At 56.1% G+C, this 19,762-nt stretch carries 16 protein-coding genes; 5 read left to right on the top strand and 11 right to left on the bottom strand.

Going from position 1 to position 19,762, the window contains the following annotated elements; genetic code table 11:
* Positions 1-105: 105 nt before the first annotated feature.
* Positions 106-1,869: a DNA repair helicase RadD gene (gene radD, locus V2154_RS13755; protein ID WP_353502730.1), complete on the bottom strand. Its 1,764-nt coding sequence runs from the start codon at positions 1,867-1,869 to the stop codon at positions 106-108.
* Positions 1,870-2,200: 331 nt separating this feature from the next.
* Here radD and rsuA point away from each other — a divergent pair, with 331 nt between their 5' ends.
* Both rsuA and V2154_RS13745 read left to right on the top strand, forming a co-directional pair.
* Positions 2,201-2,908 (top strand): 16S rRNA pseudouridine(516) synthase RsuA, encoded by a 708-nt coding sequence (rsuA, locus tag V2154_RS13750; RefSeq protein ID WP_353502729.1) that lies wholly within the window; start codon positions 2,201-2,203, stop codon positions 2,906-2,908.
* A gap of 171 nt (positions 2,909-3,079) precedes the next feature.
* Positions 3,080-4,288, top strand: a complete 1,209-nt coding sequence (locus V2154_RS13745; protein ID WP_353502728.1) for a Bcr/CflA family multidrug efflux MFS transporter — start codon at positions 3,080-3,082, stop codon at positions 4,286-4,288.
* A gap of 52 nt (positions 4,289-4,340) precedes the next feature.
* Here the strand turns inward: V2154_RS13745 and V2154_RS13740 are convergent, their stop codons facing one another.
* The 3 genes from V2154_RS13740 to V2154_RS13730 all read right to left on the bottom strand — a co-directional run bounded on the left by V2154_RS13740 (position 4,341) and on the right by V2154_RS13730 (position 7,916).
* Positions 4,341-5,696: an MFS transporter gene (locus tag V2154_RS13740; protein WP_185689685.1), complete on the bottom strand. Its 1,356-nt coding sequence runs from the start codon at positions 5,694-5,696 to the stop codon at positions 4,341-4,343.
* Between the two features lie 129 nt (positions 5,697-5,825).
* The gene (locus V2154_RS13735) at positions 5,826-6,749 is read right to left on the bottom strand and encodes a 2-hydroxyacid dehydrogenase (protein WP_353502727.1); all 924 of its coding nucleotides are present in this window, start codon (positions 6,747-6,749) and stop codon (positions 5,826-5,828) included.
* Between the two features lie 183 nt (positions 6,750-6,932).
* A complete protein-coding gene (locus V2154_RS13730) occupies positions 6,933-7,916 on the bottom strand; it encodes a LacI family DNA-binding transcriptional regulator (protein WP_100935042.1) in 984 nt (327 codons plus the stop codon).
* Positions 7,917-8,117: 201 nt separating this feature from the next.
* Here V2154_RS13730 and idnO point away from each other — a divergent pair, with 201 nt between their 5' ends.
* On the top strand, positions 8,118-8,882 hold the full coding sequence (gene idnO / locus V2154_RS13725) for a gluconate 5-dehydrogenase (RefSeq protein WP_353502726.1): 765 nt from the start codon (positions 8,118-8,120) through the stop codon (positions 8,880-8,882).
* Between the two features lie 10 nt (positions 8,883-8,892).
* Positions 8,893-9,636, top strand: coding sequence for an SDR family oxidoreductase (locus V2154_RS13720; RefSeq protein ID WP_353502725.1), 744 nt, complete (start codon positions 8,893-8,895; stop codon positions 9,634-9,636).
* A 60-nt stretch (positions 9,637-9,696) separates the two neighbouring features.
* On the opposite strand, the gene V2154_RS13715 is transcribed toward V2154_RS13720, so the two are convergent.
* From V2154_RS13715 to V2154_RS13705, 3 genes are read right to left on the bottom strand one after another with little or no spacing between them, the layout of a single operon-like run.
* On the bottom strand, positions 9,697-11,103 hold the full coding sequence (locus tag V2154_RS13715; RefSeq protein WP_353502724.1) for a c-type cytochrome: 1,407 nt from the start codon (positions 11,101-11,103) through the stop codon (positions 9,697-9,699).
* A complete protein-coding gene (locus V2154_RS13710; protein ID WP_185689691.1) occupies positions 11,100-12,755 on the bottom strand; it encodes a GMC family oxidoreductase in 1,656 nt (551 codons plus the stop codon). Before V2154_RS13710 ends, V2154_RS13715 begins: the two co-directional genes overlap by 4 nt.
* A complete protein-coding gene (locus V2154_RS13705) occupies positions 12,755-13,372 on the bottom strand; it encodes a sorbitol dehydrogenase family protein (RefSeq protein WP_353502723.1) in 618 nt (205 codons plus the stop codon). Before V2154_RS13705 ends, V2154_RS13710 begins: the two co-directional genes overlap by 1 nt.
* Before the next feature lie 438 nt (positions 13,373-13,810).
* Here V2154_RS13705 and V2154_RS13700 point away from each other — a divergent pair, with 438 nt between their 5' ends.
* Positions 13,811-14,155 carry a YejG family protein gene (locus tag V2154_RS13700; RefSeq protein ID WP_034791642.1) on the top strand — a complete coding sequence of 115 codons (345 nt, stop codon included), beginning with the start codon at positions 13,811-13,813 and terminating at the stop codon, positions 14,153-14,155.
* Between the two features lie 11 nt (positions 14,156-14,166).
* On the opposite strand, the gene yejF is transcribed toward V2154_RS13700, so the two are convergent.
* The 4 genes from yejF to V2154_RS13680 are packed head-to-tail and all read right to left on the bottom strand — an operon-like array spanning position 14,167 to position 19,722.
* Positions 14,167-15,762 carry a microcin C ABC transporter ATP-binding protein YejF gene (yejF, locus tag V2154_RS13695; RefSeq protein WP_353502722.1) on the bottom strand — a complete coding sequence of 532 codons (1,596 nt, stop codon included), beginning with the start codon at positions 15,760-15,762 and terminating at the stop codon, positions 14,167-14,169.
* A gap of 1 nt (position 15,763) precedes the next feature.
* Positions 15,764-16,810, bottom strand: coding sequence for an ABC transporter permease (locus V2154_RS13690; RefSeq protein WP_437342005.1), 1,047 nt, complete (start codon positions 16,808-16,810; stop codon positions 15,764-15,766).
* Complete coding sequence (locus V2154_RS13685; protein ID WP_353502721.1) at positions 16,810-17,904, bottom strand: microcin C ABC transporter permease YejB; 1,095 nt, start codon at positions 17,902-17,904, stop codon at positions 16,810-16,812. Before V2154_RS13685 ends, V2154_RS13690 begins: the two co-directional genes overlap by 1 nt.
* A 9-nt stretch (positions 17,905-17,913) precedes the next feature.
* Entirely contained in the window at positions 17,914-19,722 is a 1,809-nt protein-coding gene (locus tag V2154_RS13680; RefSeq protein ID WP_353502720.1) for an extracellular solute-binding protein, read from the bottom strand.
* Positions 19,723-19,762 lie beyond the last annotated feature (40 nt).

Genomic DNA, 19,762 nt, shown 5'->3' with positions numbered 1-19,762 from the left:
CCACCTGCGACCGAGTGACGAGTTGAGTATTACAGCTTCCACGCGAGGCGAAAGCGGGCGGCATTATACCGGATTGTCATTAGGACTAAAAGGCCTATCTGGATGTTATCCGCGCAGCTCATTGGCCCGCCGATAGCGCCCCTGATAATCGAAGACTTTTTCGCGAATTTGCCAGAACTGACCTTTCATCCGCGCTACCACAAAGTCGGGATGACGCAGTAATACCTGCTGGGCCACCACGTCTGCGGCGGTTTGCCACTCAAGCGGCACTCCCGGCGCACGCTGATGTGGTCGCAGAAAATTGTGCAAAAACGCCATGCGCTGGGCGGGTGTGCTTAAACGAAAACGCTCGGAGACGTCGGCACCGTCTTCATCGTAATAGGTGATTTTCAGCCATTCGCCTTTCTCATCGCGACCGTTTTCCAGATTCATGCCGCCGCAGCGCAGCACCAACGCATCTTTCAGGCGCAGTGCGGCTTTCAGCATGTCGTCCGGGTCGACCAGAATCTCCTGACACTGGTGACAGCGGCGCGCCGCGATGTCATTTTCTGCGCCGCAGTGCGGGCAACTTTTGAAGCGGAAGCGGAAATCGCACTGTTCTCGCTCCCCCTCGTCATCTTCTAACACGCCCTGACAGCGGCGGCCAAAGTGCTCGATAACCGTGCCGTCCTCGGTAGTTTTCCCCCAGAAAATGTTGGCGAAACCGCAGGCAGGGCAGAAGACCTGCACCGGCTTGTTGTCGCTGCCCGGCTTATGGCTGCCCACTTCAGGGGTGAAAATGTCGTGCGGGTTTCCGGCGTAATCCAAAATCAGGCAGTCGGTTTTGCCCGGAGAGAGTCGCAGGCCGCGGCCGACAATCTGCTGATACAAACTGACAGACTCTGTGGGGCGCAGAATGGCAATAAGGTCCACGTGCGGCGCGTCGAAGCCGGTGGTCAGCACCGAAACGTTGACCAAAAAACGCAGCTGCTGCTGTTTGAATTGGTTGATCAGCCGGTCGCGCTCTATGGCGGGCGTCTGGGCGCTGATCAGCGCGGCTTGCCCGGCGGGCAGCAGGCCGTAGATTTCGCCCGCGTGTTCGACCGTCGAGGCAAAAATCATCACGCCTTTACGTTCGGCGGCGAACTCGACAATTTGGCTGATGATATGCGGCGTAATGCGTTTCTGTTGGCGCAGCTCGTCATTGAGGTCCGCCTCGCTAAACAGGCCGTTACTGTTGGCTTGCAGGCGGCTGAAATCGTAGCTGACCACCGGCATGTCCAGCCGCTCCGGCGGCACCAGAAAGCCGTTCTTAATCATGTAGCGCAGCGGCAATTCATAAATGCAGTCGCGGAACAGGCTGTCGGCGTCGCCGCGCACCATGCCCTGATGGTGATACTGGTAAATCCAGCCTTTACCCAGCCGATAAGGCGTGGCGGTCAGGCCCAGCAGGCGCAGGCGCGGGTTATTGCTGCGCAAATGATGAATAATTTGCTGATACTGGCTGTTTTCATCGTCAGAAATTCGGTGGCATTCGTCGATGATCAACAGGGAAAATTCGCCGCCGAAGGCCGCCAGATTGGGCGCTACCGACTGCACGCTGCCAAACACCACTTTGCCGCTGCTCTGTTTGATATTCAGCCCGGCGGCGAAAATGTCCGCTTCCATCCCGTAGGAGAGATATTTTGCGTGGTTTTGCGCCACCAGCTCTTTGACGTGCGCCAGCACCAACACGCGACCGCGCGCAACCCGCGCCAACTCGGCGATCACCAGACTTTTTCCCGCGCCGGTGGGTAAGACAATCACCGCCGGTTCGTCATGTTGGCGAAAATGACGCAGCGTGGCGTCAACGGCATCTTGTTGGTAGGGGCGAAGTGTAAAAGCAGTCACGTTAATCCACACAGGTTAGTACTGTAAATAAAGCCAGTTATGGAGTATGCCAACTTTTGGCATTGATGGCGATTATCTCTGCGTGCCGTCTTTTTTTTTCTCATTGATAAGGTTCTATGATGATGCGGCAAGCACGGCTATACTGAATGTTCACATCGGCAGCCCGGCTGCCCCCGCGTAATTCTGGTCACGCTCTGCGATGACTAACGCTTTGCAAAGATACGTACCGAATAACTCTCAACCCTGTCAGCGGCCTTTTGGTAGCGGCGGGGTGTTGTATTTTATCAGTAGAGCGGCCCGCGAGGTCGCCAAGAAAGGTTAGGCAGATTCAATGCGTCTCGATAAATTTTTAGCCCAGCAGCTGGGTGTAAGCCGCGCAATCGCGCTGCGCGAACTTCGTAACAAACGCGTGACCGTGGACGGCGAGATCGTCAAAACCGGCTCGCTAAAGCTGGACCCCCAGCAGCGCGTCGAATTCGACGGCAACGTGCTCGAGCAGATCACTGGTCCTCGCTACTTTATGCTCAACAAGCCGCAGGGCTATGTGTGCTCAACCGATGACCCCGATCACCCGACGGTGCTCTACTTCCTCGAAGAGCCGGTGGCCTACAAGCTGCATGCCGCAGGGCGTCTGGATATTGATACCACAGGTCTGGTCTTAATGACCGACGACGGCCAGTGGTCGCACCGCATTACCTCTCCGAAACATCATTGCGAGAAAACCTATCTGGTGACCCTCGAACAGCCGCTGGCCGAGGATACCGCCGCGCAGTTCACCGCCGGTGTGCAATTGCACAATGAAGATTCGCTGACCAAGCCAGCCGTGCTGGAGCAATTGGAAGAGTGCGTCGTGCGCCTGACCATCAGCGAAGGCCGCTATCATCAGGTAAAACGCATGTTTGCCGCCGTGGGTAACCGCGTGGTGGAGCTGCACCGCGAACGTATCGGCGACATCGTGTTGGATGAAGATCTGGAGCCGGGCGAATACCGTCCATTAACAGAAGCAGAGATAGCCAGCGTAGACGTTCCTGGCCGATAAACCCGTCATCCTTCGCGCTGCAACGGCGTTGGCTGCCCTTGCTCACCCCGGTCACTTACTGATGTAAGCTCCCGGGGATTCACTCGGTTGCCGCCTTGTTGCAACACGAATGATTTAGGGTTTGGCTCTGATAATTAATGATTTTTATGTCGTGAAAAGGAGCAGGTGAACGTGGAAGAGAAACGGGTATCCCATGTGGGTTTGATCTTCATTTTGGGATTGCTGTCGATGTTGATGCCGCTGGCTATCGACATGTATTTGCCAAGTATGCCTGTCATTGCCAAAGAGTTTGGCGTGCCCGCGGGCAGTGTGCAAATGACCCTCAGCGCCTACACGCTGGGCTTTGCCGTTGGGCAGCTTTTCTACGGTCCGATGGCAGACAGCCTTGGTCGTAAGCCGGTTATCTTCTGGGGCGTGCTGGTCTTCGCGTTAGCGGCAGCGGCCTGCGCAATGGCGCAGTCGATTGAGCAACTGGTCCACATGCGTTTCCTGCACGGCCTGTCGGCTGCGGCGGCGAGCGTGGTGATCAACGCTCTGATGCGCGACATGTTCACCAAAGACGAGTTCTCCCGAATGATGTCTTTCGTGGTGCTGGTGATGACTGTCGCTCCGCTGCTGGCGCCTATGCTGGGTGGCTTGCTGATGGTGGTGTTTAGCTGGCACGCGATTTTCTGGGCGATGGCGATTGCCGCGCTGATCGCCGCGACGCTGGTGGGGGTCTATATCAAAGAGACGCTGCCGGTTGAGCGTCGGCAGAAATTCCGCCTGCGCACCAGCCTCGGCAACTTCGCCTCTCTGTTCCGCCACAAGCGCGTGCTGAGCTATATGCTGGCGAGCGGCTTCTCCTTCGCCGGGATGTTCTCCTTCCTTAGCGCCGGGCCTTTTGTCTATATCGAGCTGAACGGCGTTTCTCCACAGAACTTTGGCTTCTACTTCGCCTTAAACGTGGTGGCGCTGGTGATCCTGACGGTGATCAACGGCCGCTATGTTCGCCGCAAAGGGGCGGAGTGGATGTTCCGCTTTGGGCTGATGGTGCAATTCGTGATGGGGCTGTGGCTGGTTATTGTGTGCATCTTCAATCTGCCATTCTGGACGCTGGTTATCGGCGTGGCGGGGTATGTCGGGGTTATCGCCATGGTCACGTCAAATGCGATGGCGGTCATTATGGATGATTTCCCTCACATGGCGGGCACGGCGGCCTCTCTGGCGGGAACCCTGCGTTTCGGCACCGGGGCGTTAATCACCGCGCTGCTGGCGATGGTGCCTGCGCACAGCGCCTGGCCGATGACCATCAGTATGGCGTTCTGCGTGGCTATCGCCATGATGCTCTACTTATATGCAAGTCGGCCGCTAAAAGCGGCCGTGGCGAAAGAGTCTTAAGTCACTTCCTCTGGCTCCCTACCAATCTAGGGCAGGGAGCCAACTCCTCGTTTTATCCTGCAATCTGCGCATTCACGCTCTGGCTTTTACGCGACGCTTTGGCCCGTGCATAGTCATCCGCCATCGCCTTGGCGCGAGCGCCGGGAACCAGCGCCATATCGCACTCTTTCGGCAGCGTCATGGTCACCAGCGCCGCAATCAGCAGTGAGGCAACCAGCGCGTAAATCGCCGTGCTTTGACCATACAGGCCCACCAGCACGCCCACCAGATAAGGGCCGCAGAAGCCGCCGAGATTACCCAGACCGTTGATCACGCCGCGCGCGCTGCCCGCCACTTCTGGCGTGGTGACCTTGCTCGGGATGGTCCAGAAGGCGCTGGTGGCGGCCTGCAGGAAGAACCCGCTGCCGACCAAGAACCCGTAGGAAACCCAGATATTGCCGCTCGCCATCACCGACGCGGCCAGACAGGCGGCGAAGCCACACAGCGGCAACACAATAAACAGGCGGCGTTTGCCGGTTTTGTCGGAGAATACCGACATGGTCAAAATACCCAGCATGGTGCAGACGTAAGGGATGATTGCCAGCATGCCCACCGAGCTCATGTCGCCGCCGGTCAGGTTTTTCAAGATGGTTGGCAACCACAGGGTGTAGCCGTAAATCCCGCTCTGGTAGAAGAAGTTAATGATGATCAGTTTGCGAATCGAGCCGTTCAGGAACACCTCTTTCAGCGGTGCGCGCTGCACCGGGGCCAAGGCGCGCAGGGCTTCGCGCTCGCGATTGAGTTCTGTCACCAGATAATCGCGTTCGCGCTCGGACAGCCATTTGGCTTCTTCCGGGCGGTCACTGATGGTGAACCACCAGAACAGCATTACCGCCAGCGACAGACCACCTTCGATGATAAACAACCAGCGCCAGTCGAGGGCGTCAATAATCAGGCCGGAGAGCGGGGCGGTGATCATGCCGCCGAGCGGGGCGAACATCAGCACATAGGCGTTTGCGCGCCCGCGCTCTTTGTCCGGGAACCAGTTGCTGACCATGGTCAGGACCACCGGCAGCATCCCACCTTCGGAGACACCCAGCGCGAAGCGCAGGAACAGCAGTTGATATTGGTTGGTGACCATGCCGGTCAGCACAGAAATTACCGCCCAGGCCACCAGTGACCAGGCAATAAATTTACGGCCGCTGCCGTGAACCGCAATGCTGCCGCCGGGCACCTGTAAGAACAGATAACCAATGAAGAAAATACCTGCCGCAAGACCGGCCATCGAGGCGGTAATACCTAATTCAGCATCCATGCCGCCGGGCATCGCAAAACTAATATTCACCCGGTCCATAAAGGAGATAATACAGGCGATTAATATTGGTGTGATGACGCGTAACCAACGGGCTTTAGGGATTTTATTATCCATCGTTAACACCTCGGTTATACAGGGAATCTCTACCGGTGATTTACATCACCGGCAAAGGGTCCATCAGTTCTTATATAAAGCGCTTTTATTAACGCCTTTTTTTAAGGTCATGGGGTGGGAGCAATATTTCTAATCCAGATGTTTATGTAAGTTGCTCAGGACTTTCTCACTCATTGCCTGACGTGTTTCATGGGTTGCGCTGCCCAAGTGTGGCTGTAATACCACATTGGTCATGGCAATTAATTCCTGTGGAACTTGAGGTTCTTCGGCAAATACGTCCAAACCCGCCCCAGCGATTTGTTTATCTGTTAATGCCTGAATTAAATCGCCTTGGTTAATCACGCTGCCGCGAGAAATATTGATCACCAGCGCGCTGTTTGGCAGGGCGTTAAATACCGATTTATCGATAATTCCGGCTGATTTCGGGCCACCGGAGACGGCGATAATTAACACATCGCTTTCGGCTGCCAGCTGCTTAACGTCCGGGTAGAAGGTGTAAGGTAACTCGGGCTTTTTGTGGTTGCTGGCGTAAGCCACGGTCATGTCGAAGCCCAGCGCGCGGCGGGCAATGGCTTGACCAATCTGACCCATACCGAAAATCCCCACCCGTTTGCCGCTGACTTTGCTGGATAATGGGAAACCGCCGTTTTGCCATTTACCCTCGCGGACAAATTGGTCGGCCTGACAAATATTGCGCGAAGTGGCGAGTAATAATGCCAAAGCCATATCGGCGACGTCGTCGGTTAATACCCCTTCGGTAATTTCGACGTGGATATTTTTATCGGCGGTGTAGTCTAAATCAATGGCATCGGTGCCGACGCCAAATACCGAAATAACCTTTAAGTCCGGCAGTAATTCCAGCACGCTATTTTTTGCGCCGAAATCCCCGCGCGTGACTAAGCCGACAATGCCTTTCCCTTTATTGGCCAGAAATGAGTGCGGGTCATCCTGTTCAAAATATTTCTCAACTGAAAACTGTTGTTCCAGTTTTTCAGTCAAGCTGTCCATTACCGGAGCCAGAATTAATACCCGCGCTTTATTCAGTGAAGTCATGTCAGTTACCTGCTGCTATTCGGATTATCTTTAAAGTGACACTGCACTTCTCAGTTGATGCCCTAATAAAAGCATTTTCAGGAAACTATTTTGTGACTGAGGTCACGTTGGATCATGTTAAAAAAGGATGTTACTGGTAACGTGATCTGGGTTCCTCCCCGGCGAGGGGAGGATAAAGGGGAGTTAAATGGTGCCGCCGAGGGAGATGCGGTAATGCAGGTCGACGCGTTCAATAGTCGGCAGGTTTTTGATTTTTTTCAGTAATATCTCCGCTGCCACTTTGCCCATTTCAAAACGCGGGGTGATCACACTCGCCAGCAGCGGGGTGGTGGCGAGGCCAATATCCAGACCGTGGAAGCCGGAAATTGCCATCTGCTCGGGGATTTTGATCCCTTGTTTCAGACACTCTTGTAACACGCCCACCGCGATATCATCGTTGGTGCATAACACCGCGTTAACCTCAGGGTAGAGCTGCTGCGCCAGCGCTAACATGCCCGCGCCAATTGACACCGATGACACCCGGTTCGGCGTGATGTGCATTGGCTCCAGCCCGTGTTCTTGCATCGCCAAGCTGTAACCCTGATAGCGCTTTTTATCACGCGCGTCGGACATCGAGCCGAAATAGACCACCTGCTGCTTGCCGCTCGCCAGCAGGGTGTTAGCCATATCATACCCGGCCTTAAAGTTGTCGAAACCCACTGCGATACGGCCATGAGTATCATCAAGGTCCATCACCTGCGCGATAGGAATGGCGGCGGCATTCAGATATTTGTCAGCTTTCAGGGTGTGAACGGAGTCAGTCAGAATCAGCCCCGCCAGCTGGTAGGTCAGCAGGTTGATAATATGCTCTTCTTCCCGTTCTTTGCTGTACTCATAGTTCACTACCAGCGTCTGATAGCCCTGCTGCGAAGTGACAGATTCGATGCCTGCCAGCAAATCGGAGAAAATCTGATTATTAAAAGAGGGTACCAGAATGCCAATGCGTGGCGTTTTTTGCGGTCGTTCGACATCTTCCAGCGGGTAGCCCACCTCTTCCATGACTTTAGCAATGCGATCGCGCGTCTCGGGCGACACCTTCTCAGGGGTACGCAAAAAACGGCTGACGGTCATTTTGGTTACATCGGCGAGTAACGCGATATCTTGCAAGGTGACGCGCTGGTTTCTCATCCGTGCAGGGTCCTGTAAGAAGAAAGAAGCATGATTATGCAGGAAACATGTTAGCAAAATGATAGCGATCACGCTTGTGGTAACAGAGTTTGTTAACACGGAGCAGAGTGATCTGCGTCACAGTTTGCCCGCCGATAAACCGTTTAAGTGTGACATATCGAATTCCTCACTTTTACAGCTTATTTTTAGACGGACGCCATCATGACAAACCTGTTCTCCCTCGATAATAAAAGAATTCTGGTCACCGGCTCAACGCGCGGTATTGGCTTCCTGCTGGCGAAAGGGCTGGCGCAGCACGGCGCAGAAATTATCGTCAACGGCACCTCGCAAGACACCACCGAAAAGGCGGCCGAGGCGCTGTGCGGCGAAGGTTTTATTGCTCACGCCGTCTCGTTTGACGTCACCAACAGCAAAGCGGTGAACGCCGCCATTGACCAGATTGAAAGTGAAATCGGCCCGATTGACGTTTTGGTTAACAACGCCGGTATCCAGCGCCGCCACAAATTTACCGAATTCCCTGAGAAAGATTGGGACGACATCGTGGCGGTTAACCAAAAATCCGTGTTTCTGGTGTCACAGGCCGTGGCGCGTTACATGGTGAAACGCGAACGCGGCAAAATCATCAACATTGGCTCAATGCAGAGTGAACTTGGCCGCGACACCATCACTCCTTACGCCGCGTCGAAAGGGGCGGTGAAGATGTTGACCCGCGGCATGTGCGTCGAGCTGGCCCGCTACAATATTCAGGTCAACGGCATCGCGCCGGGCTACTTCAAAACCGATATGACCCAGGCGCTGGTGGATAACAAAGAGTTTTCCGACTGGCTGTGCAAACGCACGCCGGCCGCTCGCTGGGGCAACCCGGAAGAGCTGATCGGCGGCGCGGTATATCTGTCCTCCAAGGCCTCCGATTTCGTCAATGGGCATCTACTCTTTATTGATGGCGGCATGCTCGCAGCCGTATAGGAGATTGAGGATGACCAAAATAGCCTTAGTGACCGGTGGTGGCAGTGGTATCGGGTTGAACACGGCAAAAGCGCTGACCAATGTGGGCTTCACGGTGATCATCACCGGGCGCAACCCGCAGAAGCTGGAACAGGCGCTGGTGGAGCTGCCGTCGGGGAAGGCGATTGCGCGCCAGCTGGACGTCACCAGCCCGGAGTCTGTCGACGCGCTGTTTGCCGATATTCACGCCACTTTTGGCCGACTGGACCTGCTGTTTAACAACGCGGGTACCAATGCCAAAGACCTGCCCATCGAGCAGTTGCCGGTGCAGGAGTGGTTGTCGGTGATCAACACCAACCTGACCGGCGCGTTCTTATGCACCCGCGCCGCGGTGGGATTGATGAAACAGCAAAGCCCGATGGGGGGTAGAATCATTAATAATGGTTCGATTTCGGCCCAGTCGCCGCGACCGAACTCAGCCCCTTATACCGCCAGCAAGCACGCCATCACCGGCTTGACCAAATCGACGGCGCTGGACGGCCGCGCTTTCAACATTACCTGTGGGCAAATCGACATTGGTAATGCTTCGACGGATATGGGGAATTTGGCGCTGGCGGGCAGGATGCAGGCCAACGGCGAGATTGCCGAAGAGCCGGTAATTCCGGTAGAGAGAGTGGGGGAAGCCGTGGCCTTTATGGCCGGACTGCCGCTGGACACCAACGTGCTCACCATGACCATTATGGCGTCGGCCATGCCGCTGGTCGGGCGCGGCTAGTCTGCACCAAGCTTAAAATGAAAACACCCGGCAGAGCGCCGGGTGTTGATTTCCTCTCAATCAGGCGTTAGTACGCCGTCTTCCCAGCCAGAAAATCAGCACTAATAAGATAACCACGCCAGCCACCATCGCCGGAGCCATATAAGGCTGCAACTTGGCGAGAAGGGTGATTGGCCCACCAGCGCGTAACACCGCGACGTCATGGGCATTCACCTGAATCGCCGCGTTGCCGTAGTGGGTCAGCACATAGTTGGAGATATCCGCGATTTGCTGGTCGTTAAGCTGACCGACATAAGAGCCTTCGCCAAATTTTGGCATCAGCACGTGGTGGCCGCCGACGTTGCGATCGACACCGTACAGAATGGCTGAAATCAGGTTAGACGCATTGCCCAGCCCGGTCGCGGTATTGTTATACAGCGATGGATAAGCCTGATTTTTGCTGCCTGAGCCGTCCGGCTGGTGGCAGCTGGCGCAGTAGCCGCTGAACAGCGCCGCGCCGCTATCAATGGTGCCATTGGCGTTGGCCGGATGCGCGCCGCGCAAACCTTCCTCGACGTTAAAGGCTTTACCAAAGGTATCGGCAGACTGCTTATCCTCAGGGTCACGCACCGGCGTGCTGTTCTTGAGGTAGAAGGCAATGGCGTTCAGGTCGGAGTCAGGCAGGTATTGCAGGCTATTTTCGACGGCTTCTGCCATCGGGCCAGCGGCCTGATTCTTGCCATTAGCGCGGCCGGTTTTCATGTATTCCACCAGCTCAGCCTGGGTCCAGTTACCAATTCCGCTCACCGGATCTGAACTGATATTTGGCGCATACCAAGGCCCGACCATGCCGCCAGCCAATGGCTTATCGGTCACCGAACCCATCATCAGGTTACGCGGGGTGTGGCAGGTGTCGCAGTGCCCGGCACCGTTGACCAGATAAGCGCCGCGATTCCACTCGGCGCTTTTGCTGGCATCCGGTTTAAACGGCGTACTGTCGAGGTACATCAAGTTCCAGCCTGCCATGGCAATCCGCATATTGAATGGGAAGGGTAGCGCCGTCTCCTGCGTCGGGCTTTCGACCGGTTTGACCTGCGTCTGGAAGTAGACATACATGGCTTTGATGTCTTCATCGCTCATGTGGCTGTAAGAGGTGTAAGGCATGGCCGGGTACAGGTTTTTGCCATCCGGGCGTACCCCTTGGCGCACCGCGCGAGCAAACTGCTCCTCAGTGTAATTGCCGATACCAAACTGCTTGGACGGCGTGATGTTGGTGGTGAAAATGGTGCCCATCGGCGAGTGGATCGGATATCCCCCGGCGAAAGGCTGGCCGCCCGGATTGGTGTGGCAAGCCTGACAGTCAGCCGCGCTGGCGACCATTTTACCCTGCTGTGCCCATTCAGCCTGTGACAGCTCGGCCTGTGCCGCGCCATTCAAAGCAAGGCCGAACAGCGCGAGGCTGATGCCCTTCAGAAGCGTTATTTTCATGCCGCACCTGCCAGTTTCTTCGCCATATCATCTGCCGCTTTTAGGCCCAGTGCCGCCATGGTCAGGGTACTGTTGACCACGCTGGAAGAGGGGATCGCGCCGCCGCCCGGCAACCACAGGTTGGCGTGGTCGTGAGTGCGGCAGTTGCCGTCGACCACGGAATCTTTCGGGTCGCTGCCCATAATGGTGCCGCCCATGATGTGGTTGTTGGCATTAAGGCTGGTGGTGATGTTGAACTCGTCAGCCATAAACAGCTGACCAATGTGCTCCAGCTGCTTGTGCGCGGCCTCTGCGCCTTTACGCACATAATCGCCGACGTCGTAATGAATATCCGGGCACGGCAGGCCGTGGGGGTCTTTACGGGTTTTGCTCAGCGTCAGGCGGTTATTCGGGTCTGGCAGCGGCTCGAGGCTGATGGACAGGTCCACGCCATAGATGGCGCGGCGGCGGATCTCTTCGTCCAGCTCTTTACCCACCAGACCCATTTGCAGGGCTTTGGAGGTCGCCGGGATCACGCGGTTGATGTTGTTGAGGATCATCTTGTTGGCGGAGTATTCCTTGCGGAACTCGCCGTCGCGCGGGCCAACCAGGCAGCTGCTCTGCGCCGGGCCGCGACCAATCCACAGCGGCTCTTGGGCAATGAAAGTACAGTGGAAGCCCGAGTGGTCCATCATGTTACGGCCGACGTGATCGGACGAGTTGGCGATGCCGTTCGGGTTCTTCTCGTTCGCCGCCATCAGCAGCAGGCGCGGGGTTTCAATGCCGTTACAGGCCAGCGCGAACACTTTGCCGGTGGCTTTATGCGACTGCTTTTTGTTGTCCAGCCAGTGAACGGCGGTGACATTGTTGTTTTCGTCGGTGTCGATTTTGTAAACCACCGCCTCGGCTAGTACCACGGCACCTTTGTTTTCGGCGCGTTCGACGTGGGCGATGCCGTTATACATGGCGCCGATTGGGCAGATTGGCTGGCAGTTATTGTTGCCACAGCAGGTTGGGCGGCCATTCCACGGACGGGTGCTGCGGCCCTGGGGGATGGGCACTGAGCGATAACCGTGCGGGTTCACCACTTCGGCAAAACGGGTGTCGCCATAGCCGTAAGGCACCTGCTCCATCGGGTAGGGCTTGCTGCGCTCGGAAGGGGATTGCAGCTCGGGGTCGTTTGGCCCGGCAACGCCAATCTCTTCTTCCGCGCGGCAGTAGTAAGGCTCCAACTCGTCATAGGAGATCGGCCAGTCGCGGCCAACGCCGTACAGCGTTTTCATTTTGAAATCGTTCGGGACGTGTCTCCAGCAGGAGGCCGCCCAGTGCCAGGTGGTGCCGCCGACGGTGCGCAGATAGCCCTGTTTAAAGCTGCTGGCGCTCGGGCCGGTCAGATGCACATAGTTGTTTTCTGGGAAGTAGAGTGGGGCCGGGGCGTTTTCCGACTGCGGGTAAAGCCCCTGATAGTCAGAGCCAGCGCGGTTTTCAAACGGCATGTTGCGCCAGTTTTCTACCGCCTGAGCGCGCTCAATGCGCAAACCGGCTTCCAGCACCAGCACCGAGTAACCCTGACTGACCAGCTGATCGGCAATCATGCCGCCAACTACGCCAGAACCGACCACAATCACATCAGCGGACGCATCGCCGTTCGCCATAAATTCAGGTTTTTTCATCAGGATTTACTCACTTGGTTGGTATCTGTAGCCGGGCCGAAACGGTCGGCACTCATCGCCTCGGGCATGGCGGCGGCTGGCGGCGCGGCGGTGAACCACAGCGGACCGTTGCCGCAGTAAGTTGGCACAATCAGGCCATCACTCACCGGGCGGTACATCAGCGCGTCTTTATAAGAGATTAAGATGGAATCGGTACCATGTCCGACCGAACCTGTGTACCACGCGGTGACGATGTTAGTCACCAGATCGCCCAGACCTTGCTGTTTGGCTAACGCTTGCAGCTCTTTTGCTGTCTGATTGCTGTTAACCAGAGCATGTAGCTTACTGACCTGCAAAGGGAAGTCGGGCTGTCCGCGGAACAGCGCGTTGAAAATTTGGGCTGAGGCCCCTTCGCTGAGATTCTTATGCTCAGTGACGGCTTGAGAGACAAGGTAGAACTGACCAAAAATTACCGGGGAGGCTTCTGCCGTGGCTTTTTCCGCCTGAGTCAGGAACGGAAAACCGAGTAAGGTGGTGGCCACCATCGCAGAGGTGAGCCCTTTAATCAGGTCACGGCGACTGAAACCGGTACCATTTTCGGGCGCATTGTTATCAATCATTGACGGATCATTATCCATTTCAATTCTCGCTGGTATTGGAATATGAGCCAAGCGGGCTCAGGAAAGGGAAAGCAGTTAAAACATAAAGCAGTAAAAACGGTGCGGATAATAATCCTAAAATTAAAAAGGGTGAAAACAAATCGTGCGATATTCTTTAACAAAAGATGTTTTTAAATTGTAAAAAAATAGAGTCAAGAAAGTAACGCCGATGAATTAAATTGGTTGAGATATGGGGTGAAAAAGGTTACAAAGAGGTCAAAACGAGATCTGGCTCGCAGAACGACCACGAGCTGGACATAAAATCATCAATTAGCCAACATTTTGTGTTCGTGACGTTACAATAATGTTAATTATTTTGTTGAATCGGCGAGCGCACTTTGAGTTCAAAGGCTATAACTTGCTATACACGCAGCGTTTGCGTGAATGAAGTAATGAGTGAATCATCTGGGGATCCTCGTGAATAATATCCAACTTTCGGTAGTACATCGTTTGCCGCAAAGTTACCGTTGGTTAACGGGTTTTGACGGCATCAAGGTTGAACCGATTCCGCTACCGGGTAGCGAAGAGGGCAGCAACCTGATTGGACTGAAGCTACTGAGCCACGAAGGCGAGGTGGCGTGGCAGGTTATGCACCATCTGACCGAATGCTTGCAGGAGATTCAGGTGGAAAGCTCTGTCGTCGAGTGCGACGGCCAGCCCTGCCTGTTTGTAAAACGCGACGATGAAAGCGCCACCCTCTGCCGACTGAAAAATACCGGCGCGGCTATCGCTGAAACTGTCTCCGCGCTTTACCCTTTCTGACTTTCCGCGCTTCAATCTTCTAAGGTCGACAGTGACAGCAACTCCTGCGTATAGGGGTGTGCTGGCGCACGGAAAATCGCCTCGCAATCTCCTTGTTCCACGACTTCCCCGTCCCGCAGCACGATCAGTTGGTGGCACAGCGAGCGCACCACCCGCAGGTCGTGGCTGATAAACAGATAAGACAGGCCGAGGCGCAGTTGCAGCTCGCTGAGAATGGCCAGAATTTGCGCCTGTACCGATTTATCCAGCGACGACGTTGGCTCATCAAGAATTAAGATTTCCGGCTCGAGCACCAGCGCGCGGGCGATAGCAATGCGCTGGCGCTGCCCGCCGGAGAACTCTGCCGGATAGCGATGACGCGTTTCGGCGTCCAGCCCCACCTCTTGCATCACCTTAATCACCCGCTGTTGGCGCTGATTGGCGTCGAGCTTGCCGTGAACTAATAATCCTTCGGCGATAATCTGCTCCACGGTAAAGCGCGGGTTCAGCGCCGAGAAGGGGTCCTGAAACACCACCTGCATCCGGCTTCTAAAAGGCAGCATCTGGCGGCGAGTGAACTGATGCAGCGGCTTGCCGCCGAGCAGGATCTCCCCTTGCGAGCTAATGAGGCGCAGCAGGGCCAGCCCGGTGGTGCTTTTCCCTGAGCCAGATTCCCCCACCACGCCAATACTTTCCCCGCGACGCAGGCTGAAACTCAGTTTATTCACCGCCTGCTTGCTGCTAACGGTGCGGCGCAGTAAGCCGCGTTTACGGGAAAAGGTCACGCTAAGGTCTTTGACTTCCAACAGAACCGGTTGGGTGCTATCCAGCGGCCGTGGGCGACCCTGCGGCTCCGCTTGCAGCAGGCGCTGGGTGTAAGGGTGGTGCGGCTGGCTGAAGAGCAGGGCGCGCGGCTGGGTTTCCACCACCTTGCCGTGCTGCATCACCGCCACGTTATCTGCCAGCTGGCGCACAATGTTCAGGTTATGGGTGATAAACAGCATCCCCATATTCAGCTCTTGCTTCAGTTCGTTGAGCAGTTTGAGGATCTGCGCCTGCACCGAGACGTCCAGCGCGGTGGTCGGCTCATCGGCGATCAGCAGCTTGGGCTGGGTGAGCACCGCCATGGCAATCATCACCCTCTGGCGTTCGCCGCCGGAAAGCTGGTGGGGGAAATCCCCTAAGCGAGATTTCGCCTGGCGGATCCCCACGCGGTCGAGACAGCTGATTATCTCGCCGCGCGCGGCTTCGCGGCCCATTCCCCGGTGCAAAGAGAGCACTTCCGCCAGCTGCTTTTCAATATTGTGCAGAGGGTTCAGTGAAACCATCGGCTCCTGAAAAATCATCGCAATCTGGTTGCCGCGCACTTTGCGCAGGGTGCTTTCACTGGCATTGAGCAGCGACTGGCCGGCAAACAGAATGTCTCCCTCGGGATAGGTCACGTTAGGCAGCAGGCGCAGCACCGACAGCGCGGTGACGCTTTTCCCAGAGCCGGACTCGCCAACCAGCGCCAGCGTTTCCCCTTGATCAACCTTCAGCGAAACTTGGCTTATCACCTGACGCGAGGTGTCGCCTAGCTCGAAGGCCGCGCTGAGGTTTTGAATATCTAATAAAGCAGAATGACTCATATCAGCGGCCCTTAGTAGAGACTGGCTGCGGCTTTGACGACGGGTCAAAGGCATCGCGCACGGCTTCGCCGATAAAGATCAGCAGTGAAAGCAGCAGGGCCAGAGCGACAAAGGCGCTGATGCCGAGCCACGGGGCCTGCAAATTATTCTTCCCGGCCAGCAGCAAATTACCCAGCGACGGCGACCCCGGCGGCAGGCCAAAGCCGAGGAAATCCAGCGAAGTGAGGGTCGTTATCGAGCCGCAGAGGATAAAGGGCATATAGGTCAGCGTCGCCACCATGGCGTTCGGCAGCATGTGGCGCAGCATGATCATCCGGTCACTGACCCCCATCGCCTGCGCGGCGCGGATATAGTCGAAGTTGCGAGTGCGTAAAAACTCGGCGCGCACCACGCCAACCAGAATCATCCAGCCGGAGAGCACGCTAATCAGCAGCAGCCACCAGAAGTTCGGCTGCACCACGCTCGACAGCATGATGATTAAAAATAGCGTCGGCATCCCCGACCAGACTTCAATCAGCCGCTGGCCGAGCAGGTCAATGCGCCCGCCGTAGTAGCCCTGGGTCGCGCCAACCAGCACGCCAATCAGCGAGGAAAGTACAGTCAGCGTGATACCGAAAAACAGCGAAATACGCAGGCCGTACAGTAGTTGCGCCAACACGTCATGGCCGTCGCCGTCGGTACCCAGCCAGTTGTCGGCAGAAGGCGGCGAAGGGAAAGTTTGATCGGTGGCGAAATTAATCGAGTTAAAGCTGCGGCGAATAGGCGCCCAGATTGCCCAGCCGTGTTTCTCGATTTGCCCAACCACAAAGGGGTCTTGGTAGTCGGTCGGGGTTTGCAGCTCGCCGCCAAAAGTGGTTTCGCTGTAATCAAACAAAAACGGCACCGTCAGCTGGCCCTGATAGCTCGCCAGCAGGGGTTTATCATTGGCAAGAATGTTAGAAAGTAGCGAAAGGATAAACAGCGTGAGGAAAATCCACAGCGACCAGTAGCCGCGTTTATTGGCGCGAAAACGCGCCCATCTCGCCTGATTCAGAGGGCTTAGCGTCATTATTGGCGGGCCTCAAAGTCGATGCGGGGGTCAACCAGCGTGTAAGTGATATCGCTAATAATGTTCAGCAACAGGCCGATGAGGGTGAAGATGTACAGGGTGCCGAACATCACCGGGAAGTCGCGGGAGACAATAGCGTCATAACCCAGCAGCCCCAGCCCTTGCAGGGAGAACATCACTTCAATCAGCAGTGAGCCGGTAAAAAACATGCTGATAAAGGTGGCCGGGAACCCGGCGATCACCAGCAGCATGGCGTTGCGGAACACGTGGCGGTAAAGAATTTTCTTCTCACTCAGCCCCTTGGCCCGCGCCGTCACCACGTACTGCTTGCGGATCTCATCCATAAAGGAGTTTTTAGTCAGCATGGTGAGGGTGGCGAAACCGCCAATCACCGTCGCCAGCACCGGCAGCGTGATGTGCCAGAGGTAGTCGGTCACTTTGCCATACCACGGAAGCAGGTCGAAATTGGGCGAGGTCAGGCCGCGCAGCGGGAACCAGTCGAGGTAGCTGCCGCCGGTAAACAGCACGATCAGCAGAATGGCGAACAGGAAAGAGGGCACGGCGTAGCCAATGATGATCAGCGAACTGCTCCAATTATCAAAAGCCGTGCCGTTTTTCACCGCTTTGCGAATGCCCAGCGGAATCGACACCAGATAGATGATCAGCGTACTCCACAGGCCAAGGCTGACCGACACCGGCAGGCTGTCCCTGACCAACTGCATGACGCTGGAACCGCGAAACAGACTGTCGCCGAAATCAAAGCGCACATAGCTCCACAGCATGTCGAAATAGCGCTCATGCAGCGGCTTGTCGAAGCCAAAACGGTGAGTAATTTCGGCGATGACTTCCGGGTCCAGCCCGCGCGCGCCGCGATACTGGCTGTCGCCTACTTGGCCCACGCCAGGCGAGGCTTTGCCGAGATCGCTGCCACCGCCGCTGCCGGGGATGCCACTGCTTTTACCCATTTGAATGGCGGCAATAGCCTGATCGACCGGGCCGCCGGGGGCGATTTGCACAATGAAGAAGTTGATGGTGATGATCGCCCACAGGGTGGGAATGATCAGCAGCAGGCGGCGCAGGATGTAGGATGTCACAGGCCCACCTTAGCGCCGCTCTGCCGGTAAACGGTTAGCGCGGTTAAAGTCATACCACCAAGTGTCCATCTCCAGCCCATTCATCGGCTGAATGGATGGCATGGAGAATTTGTCCCAGTAGGCGTAGCGCTGGTGGTTGTTGTACCACATGGGGATCATATACATGTTCCACGTCAGTACGCGGTCCAGCGCGTGTCCCAGAGCCAGCAGGGCGTCCTGCTTGCCTTGGTTGGCGGCTATCTCGTCTGTCAGCTTATCGACCGCCGGGTCTTTCACGCCGGGGCGGTTATAACTTGAATCAATGTATTTGCTGTTCCAGATAATTTGCAGGTCAGGGCTGGGGTAGGGCATCGCGCTGTAAACGCTCGGCACCATGTCGAAATCCCGTTGGCGAATACGGCGAATAAACTGTGAATTATCGACTTCGCGCAGGGTCATTTTGATACCTAAACGCGCCAAATTGTGCTGGAAGGGCAGGGCATACTGGGTATTCGCGCCGCCCGGCAGCAGCAATTCAAAGGTGAATGGCTTGCCGGTCTTGGCGTTAACCAACTGCTGGTTTCTGACTTCCCAGCCCGCCTGTTTTAACAGCTCAGTGGCTTTCAGCAGGTTGCTGCGGTCATTACCACTGCCGTCGGAGCTAGGTGGGTGATAAAGCTTGCTAAAGACCTCGTTGGGAATCTGCCCCTTCAGCGGAGCCAGCCACGCCAGCTCGGCGGAGTTAGGGTAGTTGCTGGCGCTGTACTCGGTATTTTGGAAATAGCTGTTAGCGCGCTGCCACGAGCCGAAGTAGAGCGCCTTATTCATCCATTCGAAATCAAAGGCCAGGGTTAGCGCCTCGCGCACCCGACGATCGCTAAACTGCGGGCGCTGAATATTGAAGGCCAGCCAGCGGGTGTCCTGCGCGGCCTGATTCTGGTCATCCTGCTTCACAATGTAGTTTTTGCTGAAGTTGGCGCCTTTATATTGCGTCGCCCAGTTCTTTGGCGAAGCCTCCATTCGGAAGTCGAAAGCGCCGGATTTAAAAGCTTCCAGCGCAATGCTGTCGTCGAGGTAGTAGTCGTAGCGAATAGTGTCGAAATTATAGCGCCCGCGGTTGACCGGCAAATTGGCCGCCCAGTAGTCCGGCACGCGGGAGTAGGTGACGAACTGTCCCAGTTTGTAATCACTGATGCGATAAGGGCCGCTGCTCAACGGCGGAGTAGAAAGCGGCTCGTTAAACTTATGCTTTTCCCAAAACTTCTGCGGCAGGATAGGCAAGCCGAGCAGGCCGAGCATCATATCTTTGTCCGGGCGCGGCAGGACGATCCGCACCGTCAGGCGTGAAATGGCTTTCACCTCGGCGCCTTTGTACACCACGCGGAACTGCGGCACGCCCTCGGTCATAAATTTGCTGAAGGTGAACGCCACGTCGCTGGCGGTGATGGCGCTGCCGTCGTGGAAACGGGCGCGTGGGTTAATATCGACTTCGACCCAGCGGAAGTTACTGTCATAGCGCGCGGAGTCGGCAACCAGCGGATAATAGCTGCCGATTTCGTCGCTAGAGGTGGTAAACAGGCTGTCGTAAAGGGTGTCGCTGCGCACCGCCGGGTTGCCGCGCGAGGCGTAGCGGTTGAAATTGTCATAGGTGCCAATGGCCGCCAGGCGAATAGTGCCGCCTTTCGGCGCAGCCGGATTGACGTAATCGAAGTTGCTGAAGTTGGAAAAATATTTAGGTTCACCCAGAACGGAGAAGGCGTAGCTGTCCTGAATGACTTCGGCCTGAGCGCAAAGGCTCAGCGCGGAAAATAAAGCTGCTGTGATGAGTCGCGAAAACATCCTGCACGTCGCTCCTACTAAAAGGGGGGCGCTCCCGGCA

The organism is Ewingella sp. CoE-038-23 (genome assembly GCF_040419245.1).
GTDB classification, from domain to species: Bacteria; Pseudomonadota; Gammaproteobacteria; order Enterobacterales; family Enterobacteriaceae; genus Ewingella; species Ewingella allii.
The sequence above is the reverse complement of the archived record's forward strand: the minus strand, read 5'-3'. Positions and strand labels throughout refer to the sequence as shown.

Coding starts and splice junctions, on each gene's coding strand:
- rsuA (WP_353502729.1), top strand. CDS start 2,201: ATGCGTCTCGATAAATTTTTAGCCCAGCAGCTGGGTGTAAGCCGCGCA.
- V2154_RS13740 (WP_185689685.1), bottom strand. CDS start 5,696: ATGGATAATAAAATCCCTAAAGCCCGTTGGTTACGCGTCATCACACCA.
- V2154_RS13735 (WP_353502727.1), bottom strand. CDS start 6,749: ATGACTTCACTGAATAAAGCGCGGGTATTAATTCTGGCTCCGGTAATG.
- V2154_RS13730 (WP_100935042.1), bottom strand. CDS start 7,916: ATGAGAAACCAGCGCGTCACCTTGCAAGATATCGCGTTACTCGCCGAT.
- idnO (WP_353502726.1), top strand. CDS start 8,118: ATGACAAACCTGTTCTCCCTCGATAATAAAAGAATTCTGGTCACCGGC.
- V2154_RS13720 (WP_353502725.1), top strand. CDS start 8,893: ATGACCAAAATAGCCTTAGTGACCGGTGGTGGCAGTGGTATCGGGTTG.
- V2154_RS13715 (WP_353502724.1), bottom strand. CDS start 11,103: ATGAAAATAACGCTTCTGAAGGGCATCAGCCTCGCGCTGTTCGGCCTT.
- V2154_RS13710 (WP_185689691.1), bottom strand. CDS start 12,755: ATGAAAAAACCTGAATTTATGGCGAACGGCGATGCGTCCGCTGATGTG.
- V2154_RS13705 (WP_353502723.1), bottom strand. CDS start 13,372: ATGGATAATGATCCGTCAATGATTGATAACAATGCGCCCGAAAATGGT.
- yejF (WP_353502722.1), bottom strand. CDS start 15,762: ATGAGTCATTCTGCTTTATTAGATATTCAAAACCTCAGCGCGGCCTTC.
- V2154_RS13690 (WP_437342005.1), bottom strand. CDS start 16,810: ATGACGCTAAGCCCTCTGAATCAGGCGAGATGGGCGCGTTTTCGCGCC.
- V2154_RS13680 (WP_353502720.1), bottom strand. CDS start 19,722: ATGTTTTCGCGACTCATCACAGCAGCTTTATTTTCCGCGCTGAGCCTT.